Raw genomic sequence first — 17,958 nt, forward strand, 5'->3', positions numbered from 1 at the left:
ATATTAATTATAATATTTAAAGCTATGAAAAGTATATTGAAGATTTTTGGAATTTTATGTTTATCCATTTTTGTTTTTACAGCTTGTAGTGATGATGATGATCCTGCAGATAGTGACTTCTTTATTGGACGATACACCGGTAAAGTAGCATACACATCATCTGGTGAAACAAAATCAAATGATAATGGTTTTGTTCAAGTAGTAAAAGTGGGTAATAAATACAACTTTTTATTCTCTGATGATATTCCAGATATTACAGGGATTGAAATTGAAAAGAATGATAATACTGCTGTAATGGTTGGATCAACCGATACGCATTACATTAGAATTAATGCTAGCAAGTTAACTATTCTTTATTTAAAAGATAATGCTTCTTGGACAGCAGATACAAATAGGTAGTATAAAACTATTATTTTTTTAAGAGTCATATTTTTTAGTATGACTCTTTTTTTATATTTACTTAAATCACTAAGTTTTTTTTAACACTATTACATTTAACCATAACCTTATGAAACAAAAGTAGATATATAACAACAAAAAAGCCTCACATTTCTGTAAGGCTTTTATCATTTTGCTCCCCCTCTTGGGCTCGAACCAAGGACCCTCTGATTAACAGTCAGATGCTCTAACCAACTGAGCTAAGGAGGAAACTATAAAATTTAAATCGGTTGATTGCTTTCGCAATTTGCTCCCCCTCTTGGGCTCGAACCAAGGACCCTCTGATTAACAGTCAGATGCTCTAACCAACTGAGCTAAGGAGGAAACTTAAATTTTAAGTTTTCTATTTTGCAATAAAAAATAAGGTGTTGCTTGTGCAACTTTGCTCCCCCTCTTGGGCTCGAACCAAGGACCCTCTGATTAACAGTCAGATGCTCTAACCAACTGAGCTAAGGAGGAAGGTATGCTACCTTTATTGCGATGCAAATATAGAACGATTTTTCGTTTCTACAAATACCTTTTTTAAAAAATCGTTATTTTTTTTACTTACCTGTTATGGCTTTAAAAATATCGTTTCCGTTGGCAAACAACAACAACCCTATAAGTATTACAAAACCAACTGTTTGCGCATACTCTAAGAATTTATCGCTTGGTTTTCTACCTGAAATCATTTCGTATAATAAAAACAAAACGTGTCCACCATCTAACGCAGGAATTGGCAAAAGGTTCATTACCCCTAACATAATTGATAAGAAAGCCGTGATACTCCAGAAAGCTTCCCAGCTCCATGTATTAGGAAAAACGTCGAATATCGCTTTAAAACCACCTACTCCTTTGTAAGCTCCTGTATCTGGGTTTACAATCATTTTTAACTGCTTTCCGTAGCCTACTAATTGATCAACACCTGTTTGAATACCAATTGGAATAGACTCTGCAAACGAATGATGATTGGTTGTTAGTTGAAACAAACCTAATTTTTCAGCATCTTTATTAGAAATCATTGCAGGCGCTACACCAATTTTCCCTTCAGCATTTACTTTTAAGTTAACAGTTTGCTCAACATCATCTCTTTTAATAATTGCAGGAATGGTTTGATTTGCAAAAGGTTTTAACAGACCTTCCATTTGATCGTAATAACTGATTTTATTTCCGTTAATAGAAACAACAAAATCACGTTCTCTTAAAATATCCTTATTTAATGAAGTGTCATCAAAACCTGCAACAATAAAAGGCATACGAGGCACAATTAGCTTACCTCCTTTATTTTCAATAATTCCTTTTACAAAATCAACCGGTAATTGAATTTCCTTTGCTTCACCACTACGATTAACTACTATTTTTTTAGCCGTTAACATTTTAGCTTGCGCTTTATCAAAACGTTCTAATTTTTCACCATCAATGGATACAATTTTATCGCCCGATTGCATTCCAGCCGCTTTTAAATCGTCTGAAATTACCCAAACACCATCTTTTAAACTATCGTTAGCTACAAATCTGTCGCCGTAAAACCACGTCATGCCAATGTAAATAACAAAAGCTAAGATAAAGTTTACAGTTACACCACCTAACATAATAATTAAACGTTGCCAAGCTGGTTTTGAACGAAACTCCCAAGGTTGCGGCTCTTGTTTCATTTGCTCAGTATCCATGCTTTCATCAATCATACCTGCAATTTTCACATACCCGCCCAAAGGCAACCAACCAATTCCGTAAACAGTATCGCCAATTTTCTTTTTAAATAAGGAAAACTTTATATCAAAGAAAAGATAAAACTTTTCTACACGTGTTTTAAATAATTTAGCTGGAATAAAGTGTCCCAACTCGTGTAACACAATTAATAATGATAAACTCAGTAAAAACTGCGATAATTTAACTAATATGTCCATTAATTATAATACTTTCTTTTTTTGTTGCACAAATGTACTATTTTAACTTTAGTAATTAATACACTTTAAGTTCATTTTAATTTTTAAGCACTTTTTTATAATAGGTTTGGTTTGCTGTTTCAATAAGCACCACATACATACCATTTGCTAGACTTTCTGCGCTGTACGGATTATTAATATTTTGCGCAATTAGTTTTCCTTTTGTATCATACAAGCTCATTGCTTTTACCACCACATTTTCTGGTATGGCTACTTTAAACGATGATTGAAAAGGATTGGGCATCACTTTAATTTCGTTTCCGTAAGCTTTCAAAGAACTTTTAACTGTTACAGTATTGTCTTTTGAAACGATATCCTGAAAAGGATTGAATTGAATTTCCGTTACAACCCCAACATTAGAATCAACAATAAACTCTTGATTGTTTTGTGTATGCTGAACAACTACAATTTCCGATTTACCATCAGACCCTATCAACTTTAAAGTTACAGGCATTTCAAAAAACGAAACGCTACTATGCGATTGCTTTTGAGATACTTTTATTTTTGTTTGGGTTGCTGATAATGTTTCTGCATCAACATGATAAGATGGATATCCTTCTCCATAAACCCAATCATTAAAAAATTCGGTTAAATCTTTGCCCGAAGCTGCTTCTAAATGTTGCTTTACTTGGGTTGTAACAGCATAATTGTACGCAATGGCAGGATCATTTAAAAACTGTTGCATTCCTCTATAAAAAACCTCATCGCCCAACGTATAACGCAACATATGCACTACCATTGAACCCTTGTCATAAGTAAGGCGACTACTAAAAATACGATCCGAATCTAAAGCTTGCGCATCTGTTAAATATACATTGCCGCTTGGTAAACTTGTAATGCTGTTTATTTTATTATTCTTCCAACTCACAAATGAATTTACACCATCTAAATGTTCAATTACCAAACCTGCCATGTATTCTGCGAAGCCTTCATTAATCCATACATCTTTCCAACTACCACATGTAACCTTATCACCAAACCAATGATGCGCTAACTCGTGTGCAATCAATCCTCTTGAAAATCCACCCATAAACGAAACCGTGGTATGCTCCATACCTCCACCCCAACCAAATTGAGCATGTCCGTATTTTTCAGTATGATATGGATAGGTTCCAAACAACTTTTCAAAAACATTCATAACAGGCAATGTAACCGCTAACTGACTAACTGCTGCATCATACGTTTCTGGATACAAATAATTAACCACTGGAAAAGTATTTGGAGACGAGCCCGCTGTTTGATTGTATATTTGATAATTAGTTACTGCAATAGCTACTAAGTAAGCAGGAATTGGAAAACCATGCTTAAAATGTGTGGTTTTGGTGCCGTTGTTATTATTTACTTGTCCTTGTTCTAAACCATTTGCTACCGCAACCATATTTGATGGTGTTGTTAGAAAAATATCAATAGCATCTATTTTATCATTTAACGATTGTTTACAAGGCCACCAATCTCGAGCCCCAAAAGGTTCTGAAAGTGTCCAAACAATTGGCGTGCCCGAATGAAAACTCTTAACAAAAGCTTCATTTTCAGAAGGCGGAGTGCCAGCATATGTAATTACAACTTCTCCTTGCGTACCATTTGCTACAGCTTGTGGCAATTGTATTGTTAACTCATTATTAGCTTGTGTAAAAGAAGCCTTTTGACCACCTTGTGTTACAGCGCTTACTTTTAATTGATGACTTAAATCAAATACAATGGTTTGCAAATTTTCATTAGGTACAAATTGCGTTGTTACAACACCTGAGATGTAATATGAATTTGGGTTTATTGTTAAATCTAGTTTATGATGCTTAACATCATAATTTAAAGTATTGGGATTTTGCTTAAAAGACAATCGTTTTTCTGCTGCCTTTTTTTCATACAAACGATATTCATTTTGTGATTCCGTTGTAATTTGAGCAGATGAAATTAAGACTTGAAAACTACATGCAAAAGCAAAAATAATTCTTTTCATAAACATTGTTTTAATACGTGTAATAATATAGTTTTTTATGTCCTGAAAAATAATCACCTACTTGAAAAATTTCTGGGTAAAAAAATTGATTTAGCTGAAGAGAATTTGATAATTGATACTCCTTTTTATCAAGATGCATCCCAGAATACTCCGTCCCCATATTATTAAATATTGCCATTCCTATAGTAAAATTTTCAGGAAAAACACCTCCCATAGGTTTATATATATTTTTAGGGTAATTTACATTTCCTCCATGCCATTCACTAACTTGTTGCGAATTAAAAACAATAAAAGAACTATACGTAATGTTTTTAAACTCATCTAACACTAACTTACTTTTACTTATTATTTTATTATGGATATTGTAATAATCAATATTCACACTATCTTTTACATATGATAGTTGTTCGTAAGAAACCTCACTATTATAAACAGATTCATGTTTTATCATTTTATTATTTTCATAAGTAAAATAACTCATTACGAATGAATTGTCAGAATAATATTTTTTAACTTCAACTATATTATCATGATTATCATACGTAAAATCAAGTTGATTTAACAAAGTTCCTTTACTTTTTACATCATCTATATATCCTTTGTAAACACTTATTCTATTAACATGATTGTTTTGATTATAATCAAAAACATAAGTAATCCTATAAGTTACATCATCCATATAATTATAAAAAACATTCTTGGTTGGTTTTGTTTCACCAGGAGAATAATTTTCAAATTTTATATCAATTATAGAATCCAACCGTATTTTATTTTCGGGTTTTGACAAAACACTTGATGCTTCATTAAAAAACTTTTGATCAAGTTTTTCAAAAGGAGGTCTGTGAACTGCAGGTGCGTTATCATCATTGGATGGATAAGCACAACCATATAGAGACAGAACTATAACAATGTAGTAAAAAAGCCTCATAACAAATAACATTAGTTTAGTTTATCAAATATAAATAAAAAAAACACACTGCTTCTCCTTAACATTTTTTGTACTTTTGTTCTTTATTAATTTATTTATTATGCTACAGATAGCTTACATTAGAGAAAATCAAGAAAAGGTAGTGAAAGCACTAGCTAAAAGAAATCTTGATGCTACTGAAATGATTCAGAACGTAATTAACTTAGATGAAAAAAGAAGATCAACTCAAGTTGAATTAGACAACATTTTAGCAGAATCGAACAAGCTATCCAAAGAAATTGGTGACTTAATGCGTAATGGCGAAAAAGCAAAAGCCGAAATCTTAAAAGAAAAATCGACTCAATTCAAAGATAAAACAGCTGATTTAAAAGAAATTTTAAATACGGTTACCGATGAATTAACAAACGCATTATACCAAATTCCAAATACACCAGCAGATATTGTTCCGGAAGGAAAAACAGCTGATGATAACTTAAATGTTTTTGAGCATGGAACAATTCCTACTTTGTTTGAAGGCGCTTTACCGCATTGGGAATTAGCTAAAAAATACGATATTATTGATTTTGATTTAGGTGCCAAAATTACGGGCGCTGGTTTTCCTGTGTACAAAGGCAAAGGGGCTAAATTACAACGTGCTTTAATTGCTTATTTCTTAGACAAGAATACAGATGCAGGTTATAACGAAGTACAAGTACCGCATTTAATTAACGAAGCATCAGGCTACGGAACGGGACAATTACCTGATAAAGAAGGACAAATGTATCATGCAGTTGCCGATGATTTATATTTAATTCCAACAGCCGAAGTACCTGTTACCAATTTGTACCGCGATGTTATTTTACAAGAAAGTGAATTACCAATTTGCCACACCGCTTACACGCCTTGTTTTCGTAGAGAAGCTGGTTCATACGGCGCACACGTACGTGGTTTAAATCGTTTACACCAGTTTGATAAAGTAGAAATTGTTCGTGTAGAACATCCTGACAATTCTTACAAAGCTTTAGATGGAATGGTAGAACATGTAAAAAACATCTTGAACGAATTAAAATTACCTTACCGTATTTTACGTTTATGTGGTGGTGACATGGGCTTTACATCATCTTTAACGTATGATTTCGAAGTATTTTCTACAGCACAAGATCGTTGGTTAGAAATTTCATCTGTTTCATGTTTTGAAACCTTCCAAGCAAATCGTTTAAAATTACGCTTTAAAGGAAAAGATGGTAAAACGCAATTAGCACACACCTTAAACGGTTCGTCATTAGCATTACCACGCGTATTGGCAGGTATTTTAGAAAACTATCAAACACCAGAAGGCATCGTTATTCCAGACGCATTAAAACCTTACTGCGGATTCGATATCATCAATTAAAAAATCAAAAACATCAATTGTAACGATTGATGTTTTTTTAAAATACAACGTATGATTATTTACAACGTTACCATCAATATAGACGAGTCGGTTCATGATGAATGGCTTAATTGGATGCAAACCCAACACATACAAGAAGTACTAAACACAGGTTGTTTTACATCGGCACGTTTGGTAAAAGTTTTGGTTGATGAAGATATGGGCGGCGTAACCTACTCTGCTCAATATTTTGCACCAACCAAAGAAGCCTTACAAGATTACAAAGACAATCACGCGCCTTTATTAAGAAGCGATGGTTTGAAACGTTTTGCAGATAAAATGCTTACTTTTCGTACCGATTTAGAAATAATTAGCGAACATGAGTAACAACGATAAAGTAAAAGCAAAAAAGCATTTAGGTCAGCATTTTTTAAATGACGAAAGTGTTGCTCAAAATATTGCAGATGCACTTACGCTACAAGGCTACAACAAAGTTTTAGAAATTGGTCCGGGTATGGGTGTGTTAACCAAATATTTGTTAGCAAAACCTATTGAAACCTTTGTAATTGAAATTGATACCGAATCGGTTGCTTATTTAGAAAAACATTACGAAAAATTACACAACCATATTATTGGCGAAGATTTTTTGAAGTACAATTTAAAAAAGATTTTTCAAGACGAGCCTTATGCCATTATAGGTAATTTTCCGTACAATATTTCAACTCAAATTGTATTTAGAGTTTTAGAAATGCGCGATCAAATTCCCGAATTTGCTGGTATGTTTCAAAAAGAAGTTGCCGAGCGTATTTGCGAGAAAAAAGGCACCAAAGCATATGGTATTTTATCCGTTTTAGCTCAGGCTTTTTACGATGTAGAATATTTATTTACCGTATCAGAACACGTTTTCACGCCTCCTCCAAAGGTAAAATCGGGTGTTATGCGTATGATTCGTAAAGAAAATTACACATTGCCTTGTAGCGAAAAATTATTTTTTACAGTAGTTAAATTAGCCTTTAACCAACGTAGAAAAACCATGCGCAACAGTTTAAAAAGCTTTATATCAGAAGAAATTAAAAACGACGAAGTATTTAACTTACGTCCAGAACAATTAAGTACAGAAGAATTTATTGCCCTAACACAAAAAATAGAAGCTTATGGAGTTCAAAATCAGTAAAGAATTTATCCAAGAGATCGAAGGCTTAATTGCCGAAAAAAACGAACGCGAAATCCTTCGCAGGCTCGAGGACATTCACTTTGCTGATATTGCCGAATTAATGAACGAATTAAACGGTGGCGATGCTGGCTATTTGTTTAAAATCATTGAATCGGAAATTAGTTCCGAAATTCTTTTAGAACTTGATGAAGAAGTTCGTGAAAAAATCTTAAACAACCTTTCAGCAAAAGAAATTGCGGAAGAGTTAGATGAGATGGATACCGATGATGCGGTAGATATTATTGCAGAATTACCCGAAGAAATTAAAGACGAGGTAATTTCTGAGTTAGAAGATTTTGAACACGCCAAAGATATCGTTGAACTTTTACGTTATGACGAAGACACGGCGGGTGGTTTAATGGCGAAAGAGTACATTCAGGTAAATGAAAACTGGAATGTTTTAACTTGTATCCAAGAAATTCGCAAACAAGCAGAAAATGTATCGCGTGTACATTCTATTTATGTAGTTGATGATGAAGAGCGTTTAAAAGGACGTTTATCGTTAAAAGATTTAATTACTTCTTCAACCACCACGCAAGTCAAGGAAATTTACATTCCTAAAGTTGATTCGGTAAAAGTTGATACCGAGGATACTGAAGTAGCGCGTATCATGCAAAAATACGATTTAGAGGCCATTCCAGTAATTGATGAAACAGGAAGATTAGTAGGTAGAATTACCATTGATGACATTGTTGACGTTATTAAGGAAGAGGCAGATCGTGATTACCAAATGGCAGCGGGTATCTCGCAGGATGTTGAGGCCGATGACAGCATTTGGGAACTTACAAAAGCACGTTTGCCTTGGTTGTTACTTGCTTTATTAGGAAGTTTTATTGCTGTAAATATTTCCGAAAGCTTTAGCGGAGCTATGGAAAAATACCAAACCTTATTTTTCTTTACCCCTTTAGTGGCGGCAATGGCAGGAAACGTTGGTGTACAATCATCAGCAATTGTAGTGCAAGGTTTAGCCAACAACAGTTTATCAGGTTCCTTATGGAAACGTTTGGGTAAAGAAATGCTTTTGGCACTTTTAAACAGTACCATTTTGGCAGTATTATTATTGTTAGCTACTCATTTTATAATGGGTACCACTTATGAAATATCAACAACTATTGTATTAGCACTTGTTACTGTAATGATATTAGCTAGTTTAATTGGCACTTTTATTCCTATTACTTTAAACAAATACGGCATTGATCCAGCTATTGCTACCGGACCATTTATTACAACAAGCAATGATATTTTTGGAATTTTAATTTATTTTACAATTGCAAAACTTATTTTAGGGTTTTAACATCAATTTAAATCTCAATATATAAAACTATGGGAATTCAGAAAGCATTATTAATTGAATTAGAGCGCGAAAAAAACAATACAGCGCGTATATTAAAAAACTTAAACAGCGACGTTTTTGGGTGGAAACCTCATGAAAAATCAATGTCTGTAGGTGAATTAGCAAACCATATTGTAGAACTTCACGGTTGGGTTGCTTTTGCTTTAACAATGGACGCTTTTGATTTTCACAAACACTACGTTCCTTCAAAATTAACAACAGTAGATGAGCTTTTAGATGCACTTGAAAAAGGATACGAAAAAAACAAGAAAATAATTGAAGCTTTAGACGAAGCTACTTATTTTGAAAATTGGGCTTTAAAAGCAGGTGATCATATTATTGCAGAATTGCCTAAAGCAGGTGCTGTACGTTTTATTATAACCAACCATTTAATTCACCATCGTGGGCAGTTAAGCGTTTATTTACGTTTGCTTGATATTCCTGTTCCTGGATTATACGGTCCGTCTGCAGATGAACGACAATAAAAAAGGCAATCTATTCAGATTGCTTTTTTTCTATCTTTACTTAAAATTACTTGTTGCATGAAAATACTACATCTTGATAAAAATCATCCGTTATTAATAGAAGAACTCACCAATGCAGGTTTTGAAAACGATGAAAACTATTACGCTCCTAAAGAAGCCATTGAACAAATTATTCATCAATACGATGGAATTGTTTTAAGAAGTAGATTTAAAATAGACAAAACATTTCTAGACGCAGCATCAAACCTTAAGTTTATTGGTCGTGTAGGTGCTGGTCTTGAAAATATTGATTGCGAATATGCGCAGCAAAAAGGCATCCAGTTAATAGCAGCACCAGAAGGAAACCGTACTGCTGTTGCAGAACATGCCATGGGTATGCTTTTAAACCTTACCAACAAATTAAACTATGTTAATAATGAAATTAGCAATGGTATTTGGAAACGTGAAGAAAACCGAGGCATAGAATTAGAAGGTAAAACAGTAGGCATTATTGGATATGGTGTTATGGGAAAAGCATTTGCGCAACGTTTAAAAGGTTTTAATTGTACTGTTTTATGTTACGATATTTTACCACATGTGGGCGATGGTAATGCACAGCAAGTATCTCTACAAGAGTTACAGCAAAGAGTTGATGTTTTAAGCTTACACACACCTGAAACTCCTGAAACACATCATTTGATTAATAAACCGATGATTGACGGATTTTTAAAATCGTTTTGGTTTATCAATACTGCTCGTGGAAAATCGGTTAATACAGATGATTTGGTTGACGCTTTAAAATCGGGCAAAGTAAAAGGTGCAGGATTAGATGTTTTAGAGTACGAAAAAACATCGTTTGAAAATATGTTTTCAGATAATGAGCTACCTGAAAGTTTTCGATATTTAATCAATGCAGAAAATGTTTTACTATCGCCACATATTGCAGGTTGGACTATTGAAAGTAAAGAAAAATTAGCACAAATAATTGCACAAAAAATAATTCGTATATTTAAACCAAAATCATCTAACGCTATGGAAGAAAACAACAATGTAGAAAACGGAAATCAAGTACCACAAAACAATCCGCAACAACCTCCTGTTCAGCAAAACAATCCTTACGGAAATCAACAAAACCAATACCAACAAGCATATCAGCAGCAACCTGCTTATATTCAAGAAGCTAATAGTAAAAAAATTCTTGCAGGTATTTTAGCTATTATTTTAGGACACATTGGTGTACATAAGTTTGTATTAGGCTACAATACAGAAGGTATTATATTATTAACTTTAGGAATTGCAGGCTATGTTACTGCTTGTTTTGTAATTGGTTATTTTATTTTGTTTGCTACAGGAATTATTGGTTTGGTTGAAGGAATTATTTACTTAACCAAAAGTGATGAAGACTTTTACAACACCTATATGCGCAATCGCAAGCCTTGGTTTTAAAATAAAAAAAACGGACACTAAGTGTCCGTTTTTTATTATTCTCTTCTTCCCATATAAATCATTACATAGTAAAGTAAAGTTCCTATTGATGATAAGGCAGCAACTACATAGGTACGCGCAGCCCATTTTAAAGAATCTTCAGCTCCAGCATATTCTTCTCGTGTAACCATATTCTTGGTTTGCAACCATTTTAAAGCACGATTACTAGCATCATACTCTACAGGCAAGGTAACAATAGAAAAAACCGTTGTAACTGCAAATAAAATGATTCCTATTAACAACAATTGCGGAAACGATTGAATTAACAAGATACCAGCAATTAAGGTTATAGAAATAAAGCGCGAAGCAATATTTACCACTGGCACCATTTTAGAACGCATGGTTAACCAACTATAAGCTGTTGCATGTTGCACTGCGTGACCAACTTCATGAGCGGCAACTGCTGCCGCTGCTGCATTGCGTTGATTGTAAACAGCCTCACTTAAATTAACGGTTTTATCTGCTGGGTTGTAATGATCGGTTAATCTACCTGGTGTAGAAATAACTTTTACATCATAAATACCATGATCATGTAGCATTTTAGTTGCTATTTCGGCTCCGCTCATTCCATTTCTTAAATGAACTTTAGAGTATTTATCAAACTTACTTTGCAAGCGCTTGCCAACCAACCAACTTGCTAACATGGTTATTATTATTAATATCCAATACATAATTAAAATTGTTTTAGTGTTTAAATCAAATGTTACGCCAATTTACAAAAAAGCGCAAAACTGTCAAAATGACAAAAGGAACCCAAAGGCTCCTTTATCAATTATTTAACTAAAAACATTCTTATTTCAATGTTTTCTTAACTTCAACTTCTTGGAAGGCTTCAATGATATCATATTCTTTTAAGTCGTTGTAGTTTTTAATTTGCATACCACAATCGTATCCTTTAGAAACTTCTTTAACATCATCTTTAAAACGTTTTAAAGCAGTAAGCTCACCTGTGTAAATTACAACTCCTTCACGGATTAAGCGGATTTTAGAGTTACGGAAGATTTTTCCATCAGTAACCATACATCCTGCAATAGTACCTACTTTAGAAATTTTAAATAACTCACGAATTTCAGCTGTACCTGTAATTTCTTCTTTTAATTCTGGTGACAACATGCCTTCCATTGCATCTTTAACATCATCAATTGCATCATAGATGATTGAGTATGTTTTGATATCGATTTCTTCTTTATCTGCAATAGTTTTAGCATTACCCATTGGACGTACGTTGAAACCAATAATGATGGCATCTGAAGCCGAAGCTAACAATACATCCGATTCTGTAATAGCACCTACACCTTTATGAATGATATTGATTTGAATTTCATCTGTTGATAACTTAGAGAACGAGTCTGATAAAGCTTCTACCGATCCATCCACGTCACCTTTTAAGATGATGTTTAACTCTTTGAAATCTCCTAATGCAATACGACGACCAATTTCTGCTAATGTAATATGACGTTGTGCACGAACCGATTGCTCGCGAATTAACTGTGTACGCTTAGCTGCAATTGCTTTAGCCTCGCGCTCATCTTCAAACACATTGAATTTATCACCCGCTGTTGGTGCACCATCTAAACCTAAAATAGATACTGGACGAGAAGGACCTGCTTCTTTCACAGCCTTACCTCTTTCATCATGCATAGCACGTACCTTTCCGTGGTTTTTACCAGCCAACACATAATCTCCAATGCGTAATGTACCGCTTTGTACTAAGATAGTAGATACATATCCACGACCTTTATCTAAGAATGCTTCAACAACAGTACCTGTTGCCAATTTGCTAGGATTAGCTTTTAATTCTAACATTTCAGCTTCTAACAATACTTTTTCTAACAATTCTGGAACACCTTGTCCAAATTTTGCAGAAATATCTTGTGATTGGTAAGTACCTCCCCATTCTTCAACAAGGAAATTCATTGCTGCTAATTTCTCTTTAATTTTTTCAGGATTTGCTGTTTGCTTATCTACCTTGTTAATTGCAAAGATGATAGGAACCCCAGCTGCTTGCGCATGCGAAATAGCTTCTTTTGTTTGAGGCATGATATCGTCATCGGCAGCAACCACAATAATAGCAATATCGGTAACTTGCGCTCCACGTGCACGCATTGCGGTAAACGCCTCGTGACCTGGTGTATCTAAGAACGTAATTTTTTGACCACTTTCTAAAGTTACTCCGTAAGCACCAATATGTTGTGTAATACCTCCTGATTCACCCGCAATTACGTTTGCTTTACGAACGTAATCTAACAACGATGTTTTACCATGATCTACGTGACCCATTACTGTAACAATAGGTGCACGTGCTACTAAATCTTCAGGTGCATCAACTTCTTCTACAATAGACTCTTCAATATCAGCCGTTGTAAATTGTACTTCGTATCCAAATTCATCGGCTACAATAGTTAATGTTTCAGCATCTAAACGTTGGTTCATGGTTACCATAATTCCTAATGACATACACGTTCCAATTACCTTAGTAATAGGCACATCCATCATAGTGGCAATTTCACCAACCGTTACAAACTCCGTAACTTTTAAGATTTTTAATTCATCATCTGCACGTGCTTCTTCTTCTTTTTTACGGTGAAGTTCACGCTTGTCTTTTCTATATTTAGCCGCTTTAGATTTGTTTTGTTTTCCTTGTAAACGCTCTAAAGTTTCTTTAATTTGATTTTTTACTTCTTCATCAGTAGGCTCTACTTTTACAACAGGTTGTCTATGGTTATTACCACCTTTGTTAAAGTTACGATTACCACCTGGACCACCTGGACGATTGCTGTTATTACCACTAGGACGGTTATTGTTATTACCACCTGGGCGATTATTACCACCTTGACCTGCTGGTTTGTTTGCACCACCTTGTTGGTTAGGTGTATTTGTACCTGCTGATTTTTCTATGCGCTTACGCTTGTTTTTATTGTTAGCTGCATTGTTTCCTGCCCCACCAGGTTTGTTATTATCTTTCTTAGGCTCTTCTTTCTTCTTTTTAGGTTTGTTGAATTGAGATAAATCAATTTTTTGACCTGTGAAAGTAGTACCTGAAAGTTTTTGGTATTGTGTTTTGATGATTTCTGGCTCTGCGTTTTCATCAGTACTTTCCGCTTTAGGAGCCGTAGTTTCCTTAGCAACTTCAGCAACAGGTTTTTCAACTTGTTTCTTAGGAGCTTCGGTTTTTGTACTATCTGCCTCTTTTGTGTTTTTCTCAACAACCTTTTCCTCTTTAGGTTTAGCTTCCTGTTTAGGTTGCACTGGTTGTTGTTCTACATTCTTAGGCTGCGTTTCTTTTAATTTTTCAGTAGCTTTTGGAGCTGCTTCTGCTTTATCAGCAGCAGGCTTTTTAGTAACTGAATCTAAATCAATTTTACCTACTGTTTTAATTGTAGATACTGTAGCTGCTTTAGCTTTTATAACTTCTTGCTCGCGCTTTTCGTCTTCTTCTTTCTTACGTTTTTCGTCTTCTTCTCTTTTGCGCTTATCTTCTTCCTCTTTTTTACGCTTATCCTCAATTTCTTTTTTGCGTTTCTCTTCCTGTTCGCGCTCTAAACGTAATTCTTCTTTTTCTTTTTTCTTTTCTTCGCTTACTTCTTTCGAAGCTTCTTTCTTCCCTTTATCGGCCGAGAACTGTTTGTTTAAAGCATCATATTCCTCATCGGAAATTTTTGCATTCGGAGACGCTTCAATTTCAAAGCTCTTCGTTTTCAAAAATTCCACGGCTCTATCGAGAGAAATATTTAATTCTCTTAATACTTTGTTTATTCTTATTACTCTTTTATCAGACATACGATCCTTTTAGTATATTTTGTGTGTTGTTGTGTTGTTGTGTTTGTTAATTAGTCATCGAATTCTTCACTTAAAATACGTAATACGTATTCTACAGTTTCTTCTTCCAAATCGGTTCTTCTTACTAATTCTTCTACAGAATTTTTCAACACACTTTTCGCGGTATCTAAACCAATCTTTACAAATTCATCAATTACCCATTCATCAATTTCATCAGAGAATTCACGTAATTCTACATCATCTTCTTCTAAAACCTGAGCACCATCTCTAATTACATCAATATCATAACCTGTTAGTAAACTTGCCAATTTAATGTTTTGACCACCTTTACCAATAGCTTTAGAAACTTCTGCAATATCTAAGAAAACGTTTGCTTTTTTAGTATCCTCATTTAAAACAACATTGTTAATTTTTGCTGGACTTAACGCACGTTGAATGTATAATTCTGGATTGTTTGTGTAGCTTATTACATCAATATTTTCGTTTCCTAATTCACGTACAATACCGTGAATACGCGATCCTTTAATACCAACACAAGCACCTACTGCATCTATATTTTCATTGTAACTATCTACAGCCACTTTTGCTTTTTCGCCTGGGATACGCACTACTTTATGCAAAGTAATGATTCCGTCTGCAATTTCAGGAATTTCTTGCTCAAACAACTTCTCTAAAAACAACTCAGAAGTTCTACTCATGATGATTTGAGGTTTGTTTCCTTTTAACTCAACACTTTCAATGATTCCTTTAACTGTTTCTCCTTTTTTGAAATAATCTGAAGGAATTTGTTTTTCTTTTGGCAAGATAATTTCCTTGTTATTTTCATCTATTAAAATCACCGCTCTAGGGCGTACATGGCTTACCTCTGCTGCATACACTTCGTTAACCATATCTTTAAATTGTTTGTAAAGATTGGTACTATCGTGCTCTTGAATTTTGGTAATTAAATTTTGACGTAATGCTAAAATAGCACGACGCCCTAATTGAAACAATTTCACTTCTTCTGAAACTTCTTCACCTACTTCAAAATCTGGTTCAATTGAACGTGCTTCTTTTAAAGAAATTTCCGAATTTTCATCTTCCACCTCACCATCGGCTACCACGATTCTGTTTCTCCATATCTCCATATCTCCTTTATCAGGATTAATAATGATATCAAAGTTATCGTCTGAACCAAATCTTTTCTTCAATGCATTTCTAAAAACATCTTCTAAAATTGCCATTAAGGTAACTCTGTCTATATGTTTAAAATCTTTAAATTCTGAAAATGAATCAATTAATGCAATATTATCCATGAAATTATGTGTATTTTTTAAAATGATATAACTACAACTGCTTTTTTGATGCTAATATACGGAATTTCAGCAGTTTTAACAACCGTTTCTTTACCCTTTCCTACCTTTTTTGGTTCACGGGCTTTCCATTCTAATTTTATTGCTTCGTTGTTAGCATCTATCAACTTAGCTTCTATTTTAGTATCGTCATTAGATGTAACCTCTAATGTTCTACCAATGTTTTTCTGATATTGGCGCGGAAATTTCATAGGTGCGGTTGCCCCAGCAGAAGCTACTTCTAAAGAAAAATCTTGTTCTTCTCTGTCTAAATTGTGTTCAATACTTCTACTAACATCAATGCAATCTTGCAATGTAACACCGTTGTCACCATCTATTACTACTGATATTTTAAAATCAGGCGAAATAGTAAAATCTATTAAAAACAACTCGGGATGCTCTGCTAACCCTTGCTCTAATAAATCTTTAACTTGCGCTTTAAAATCCATATTTTTTTATAAAAAGAGGGGACACGCGTCCCCTCATTATTTAGTTTACCAATAAATAACTGTGCAAATATACAAATTTTATTTTAGAAAAGGTTTTTTTTAGCTATTTATCAATTAAATAACTATATTTATAAAAATTAATAACATAGTATTAACCAAATATTTTTACGAATGAATAAAATTTTAGTACCTACAGATTTTTCTGCTCAAGCATATAATGCTTTAAAGGCAGCTGCTGGCATTGCAAGAAAATCGAACGCTGAAATTATTTTATTACATATAATTGATTTACCACAAGAAACAATGGACATGATTAAACCAGGTTATGATTTACCTGAAATTATGTTCTTTAAGCAGCATGCAGAAGCGCGTTTAAGCGAAATTTCATTATCACAGGATTTGAACGGCTTAACGGTTTCTCAAATTTTAAAATTAGGTAGAACTTTTGACGAAGTTACTACTGTTGCAAAAGACCAAAACATTGATTTAATTGTGATGGGGTCTCACGGCGCAAGCGGTTTCAAGGAGTTATTTATTGGATCAAACACAGAAAAAGTGATTCGTACATCTGAAATACCTGTTTTGGCAATTAAAGGAGATCAAGCTGAAGTTAAATTTGATAAAGTAATTGTAGCAAATGATTTTACGGAAGAAGTAAAGCAAAATTTCCAAAAAATTATCAATTTCTTAAAATCAAATGGTGGAACGCCTCACTTTTTAATGGTAAATACGCCTAATAATTTTAAACCAACACATGTTGCGGAAGAAATGGCACATGACTTTTTAAAGCAATTTCAGTTAGAAAATTACCAATTTTCTATCTATAATGATTTAGATATTGAAAAAGGAATTTTGAATTTTGCTGAACGTGAAAATGCCGATTTAATTGCAATGGGCACACACGGAAGAAAAGGTTTTGCGCGTTTCTTAAACGGAAGCATTAGCGAAGATTTAATGAATCATTCACCAAGATCTATTATTACTTTTAAACTATAGTAACAAAATCAAATGATAATGGTTTTGTTCAAGTAGTAAAAGTGGGTAATAAATACAACTTTTTATTCTCTGATGACATTCCAGATATTACAGGGATTGAAATTGAAAAGAATGATAATACTGCTGTAATGGTTGGATCAACCGATACACATTACATTAGAATTAATGCTAGCAAGTTAACTATTCTTTATTTAAAAGATAATGCTTCTTGGACAGCAGACACAAATAGGTAGTATAAAACTATTATTTTTTTAAGAGTCATATTTTTTAGTATGACTCTTTTTTTTATATTTACTTAAATCATTAAG

General features: G+C 33.7%; 16 protein-coding genes, 3 tRNA genes and 1 pseudogene. 10 read left to right on the plus strand and 10 right to left on the minus strand.

The window, feature by feature from the left end:
• The first annotated feature begins 24 nt into the window (after positions 1-24).
• A complete protein-coding gene (locus H1R17_RS02975) occupies positions 25-399 on the plus strand; it encodes a hypothetical protein (RefSeq protein WP_163432474.1) in 375 nt (124 codons plus the stop codon).
• A gap of 175 nt (positions 400-574) precedes the next feature.
• Here H1R17_RS02975 and H1R17_RS02980 read toward each other — a convergent pair.
• From H1R17_RS02980 to H1R17_RS03005, 6 genes are all read right to left on the minus strand, one after another.
• Positions 575-648: transfer RNA gene (locus H1R17_RS02980), tRNA-Asn, on the minus strand.
• Between the two features lie 40 nt (positions 649-688).
• Positions 689-762, minus strand: a tRNA-Asn gene (locus H1R17_RS02985).
• Positions 763-823: 61 nt separating this feature from the next.
• Positions 824-897: transfer RNA gene (locus H1R17_RS02990), tRNA-Asn, on the minus strand.
• Positions 898-980: 83 nt separating this feature from the next.
• Positions 981-2,324: an RIP metalloprotease RseP gene (gene rseP, locus H1R17_RS02995; RefSeq protein WP_163432473.1), complete on the minus strand. Its 1,344-nt coding sequence runs from the start codon at positions 2,322-2,324 to the stop codon at positions 981-983.
• A gap of 76 nt (positions 2,325-2,400) precedes the next feature.
• Positions 2,401-4,320, minus strand: coding sequence for a M1 family aminopeptidase (locus H1R17_RS03000; protein ID WP_163432472.1), 1,920 nt, complete (start codon positions 4,318-4,320; stop codon positions 2,401-2,403).
• A 10-nt stretch (positions 4,321-4,330) separates the two neighbouring features.
• Positions 4,331-5,248: a hypothetical protein gene (locus tag H1R17_RS03005; protein ID WP_163432471.1), complete on the minus strand. Its 918-nt coding sequence runs from the start codon at positions 5,246-5,248 to the stop codon at positions 4,331-4,333.
• A 100-nt stretch (positions 5,249-5,348) separates the two neighbouring features.
• Here H1R17_RS03005 and serS point away from each other — a divergent pair, with 100 nt between their 5' ends.
• The 7 genes and pseudogenes from serS to H1R17_RS14195 all read left to right on the plus strand — a co-directional run bounded on the left by serS (position 5,349) and on the right by H1R17_RS14195 (position 11,055).
• A complete protein-coding gene (serS, locus tag H1R17_RS03010) occupies positions 5,349-6,620 on the plus strand; it encodes a serine--tRNA ligase (protein WP_163432470.1) in 1,272 nt (423 codons plus the stop codon).
• Between the two features lie 51 nt (positions 6,621-6,671).
• Positions 6,672-6,986: a DUF4286 family protein gene (locus tag H1R17_RS03015; protein ID WP_163432469.1), complete on the plus strand. Its 315-nt coding sequence runs from the start codon at positions 6,672-6,674 to the stop codon at positions 6,984-6,986.
• Positions 6,979-7,773, plus strand: a complete 795-nt coding sequence (gene rsmA / locus H1R17_RS03020) for a 16S rRNA (adenine(1518)-N(6)/adenine(1519)-N(6))-dimethyltransferase RsmA (RefSeq protein WP_163432468.1) — start codon at positions 6,979-6,981, stop codon at positions 7,771-7,773. The genes H1R17_RS03015 and rsmA overlap by 8 nt, the downstream gene beginning before the upstream one ends.
• On the plus strand, positions 7,754-9,106 hold the full coding sequence (gene mgtE, locus H1R17_RS03025) for a magnesium transporter (protein ID WP_163432467.1): 1,353 nt from the start codon (positions 7,754-7,756) through the stop codon (positions 9,104-9,106). The genes rsmA and mgtE overlap by 20 nt, the downstream gene beginning before the upstream one ends.
• 29 nt (positions 9,107-9,135) lie before the next feature.
• The gene (locus tag H1R17_RS03030; protein ID WP_163432466.1) at positions 9,136-9,630 is read left to right on the plus strand and encodes a DinB family protein; all 495 of its coding nucleotides are present in this window, start codon (positions 9,136-9,138) and stop codon (positions 9,628-9,630) included.
• Positions 9,631-9,687: 57 nt separating this feature from the next.
• Positions 9,688-10,620, plus strand: a pseudogene (locus tag H1R17_RS03035) (2-hydroxyacid dehydrogenase); the annotation flags it as partial.
• A 21-nt stretch (positions 10,621-10,641) separates the two neighbouring features.
• On the plus strand, positions 10,642-11,055 hold the full coding sequence (locus tag H1R17_RS14195) for a TM2 domain-containing protein (RefSeq protein WP_240453361.1): 414 nt from the start codon (positions 10,642-10,644) through the stop codon (positions 11,053-11,055).
• Between the two features lie 35 nt (positions 11,056-11,090).
• Here the strand turns inward: H1R17_RS14195 and H1R17_RS03040 are convergent, their stop codons facing one another.
• The 4 genes from H1R17_RS03040 to rimP form a co-directional block, all read right to left on the minus strand.
• Complete coding sequence (locus tag H1R17_RS03040; protein ID WP_163432464.1) at positions 11,091-11,765, minus strand: zinc metallopeptidase; 675 nt, start codon at positions 11,763-11,765, stop codon at positions 11,091-11,093.
• Positions 11,766-11,886: 121 nt separating this feature from the next.
• Positions 11,887-14,874: a translation initiation factor IF-2 gene (gene infB / locus H1R17_RS03045; RefSeq protein ID WP_163432463.1), complete on the minus strand. Its 2,988-nt coding sequence runs from the start codon at positions 14,872-14,874 to the stop codon at positions 11,887-11,889.
• A 50-nt stretch (positions 14,875-14,924) separates the two neighbouring features.
• Positions 14,925-16,169 carry a transcription termination factor NusA gene (gene nusA / locus H1R17_RS03050; protein ID WP_163432462.1) on the minus strand — a complete coding sequence of 415 codons (1,245 nt, stop codon included), beginning with the start codon at positions 16,167-16,169 and terminating at the stop codon, positions 14,925-14,927.
• 17 nt (positions 16,170-16,186) lie between these two features.
• Positions 16,187-16,654: a ribosome assembly cofactor RimP gene (gene rimP / locus H1R17_RS03055; RefSeq protein WP_163432461.1), complete on the minus strand. Its 468-nt coding sequence runs from the start codon at positions 16,652-16,654 to the stop codon at positions 16,187-16,189.
• A 171-nt stretch (positions 16,655-16,825) separates the two neighbouring features.
• Here rimP and H1R17_RS03060 point away from each other — a divergent pair, with 171 nt between their 5' ends.
• A complete protein-coding gene (locus H1R17_RS03060; protein ID WP_163432460.1) occupies positions 16,826-17,650 on the plus strand; it encodes a universal stress protein in 825 nt (274 codons plus the stop codon).
• A 41-nt stretch (positions 17,651-17,691) separates the two neighbouring features.
• The gene (locus H1R17_RS03065; RefSeq protein WP_163432459.1) at positions 17,692-17,883 is read left to right on the plus strand and encodes a hypothetical protein; all 192 of its coding nucleotides are present in this window, start codon (positions 17,692-17,694) and stop codon (positions 17,881-17,883) included.
• Positions 17,884-17,958: the final 75 nt, after the last annotated feature.

Origin of the sequence: Flavobacterium sp. xlx-214 (assembly GCF_013874595.1) — a bacterium.
Taxonomy (GTDB): Bacteria; Bacteroidota; Bacteroidia; order Flavobacteriales; family Flavobacteriaceae; genus Flavobacterium.

Excerpts from the sequence above, each read along its gene's own strand:
- H1R17_RS03060 (WP_163432460.1), top strand. The coding sequence starts at position 16,826 with ATGAATAAAATTTTAGTACCTACAGATTTTTCTGCTCAAGCATATAAT.
- mgtE (WP_163432467.1), top strand. The coding sequence starts at position 7,754 with ATGGAGTTCAAAATCAGTAAAGAATTTATCCAAGAGATCGAAGGCTTA.
- H1R17_RS03030 (WP_163432466.1), top strand. The coding sequence starts at position 9,136 with ATGGGAATTCAGAAAGCATTATTAATTGAATTAGAGCGCGAAAAAAAC.
- H1R17_RS14195 (WP_240453361.1), top strand. The coding sequence starts at position 10,642 with ATGGAAGAAAACAACAATGTAGAAAACGGAAATCAAGTACCACAAAAC.
- rimP (WP_163432461.1), bottom strand. The coding sequence starts at position 16,654 with ATGGATTTTAAAGCGCAAGTTAAAGATTTATTAGAGCAAGGGTTAGCA.
- H1R17_RS02975 (WP_163432474.1), top strand. The coding sequence starts at position 25 with ATGAAAAGTATATTGAAGATTTTTGGAATTTTATGTTTATCCATTTTT.
- nusA (WP_163432462.1), bottom strand. The coding sequence starts at position 16,169 with ATGGATAATATTGCATTAATTGATTCATTTTCAGAATTTAAAGATTTT.
- rseP (WP_163432473.1), bottom strand. The coding sequence starts at position 2,324 with ATGGACATATTAGTTAAATTATCGCAGTTTTTACTGAGTTTATCATTA.
- infB (WP_163432463.1), bottom strand. The coding sequence starts at position 14,874 with ATGTCTGATAAAAGAGTAATAAGAATAAACAAAGTATTAAGAGAATTA.
- H1R17_RS03015 (WP_163432469.1), top strand. The coding sequence starts at position 6,672 with ATGATTATTTACAACGTTACCATCAATATAGACGAGTCGGTTCATGAT.
- H1R17_RS03040 (WP_163432464.1), bottom strand. The coding sequence starts at position 11,765 with ATGTATTGGATATTAATAATAATAACCATGTTAGCAAGTTGGTTGGTT.
- serS (WP_163432470.1), top strand. The coding sequence starts at position 5,349 with ATGCTACAGATAGCTTACATTAGAGAAAATCAAGAAAAGGTAGTGAAA.
- H1R17_RS03000 (WP_163432472.1), bottom strand. The coding sequence starts at position 4,320 with ATGAAAAGAATTATTTTTGCTTTTGCATGTAGTTTTCAAGTCTTAATT.
- rsmA (WP_163432468.1), top strand. The coding sequence starts at position 6,979 with ATGAGTAACAACGATAAAGTAAAAGCAAAAAAGCATTTAGGTCAGCAT.
- H1R17_RS03005 (WP_163432471.1), bottom strand. The coding sequence starts at position 5,248 with ATGAGGCTTTTTTACTACATTGTTATAGTTCTGTCTCTATATGGTTGT.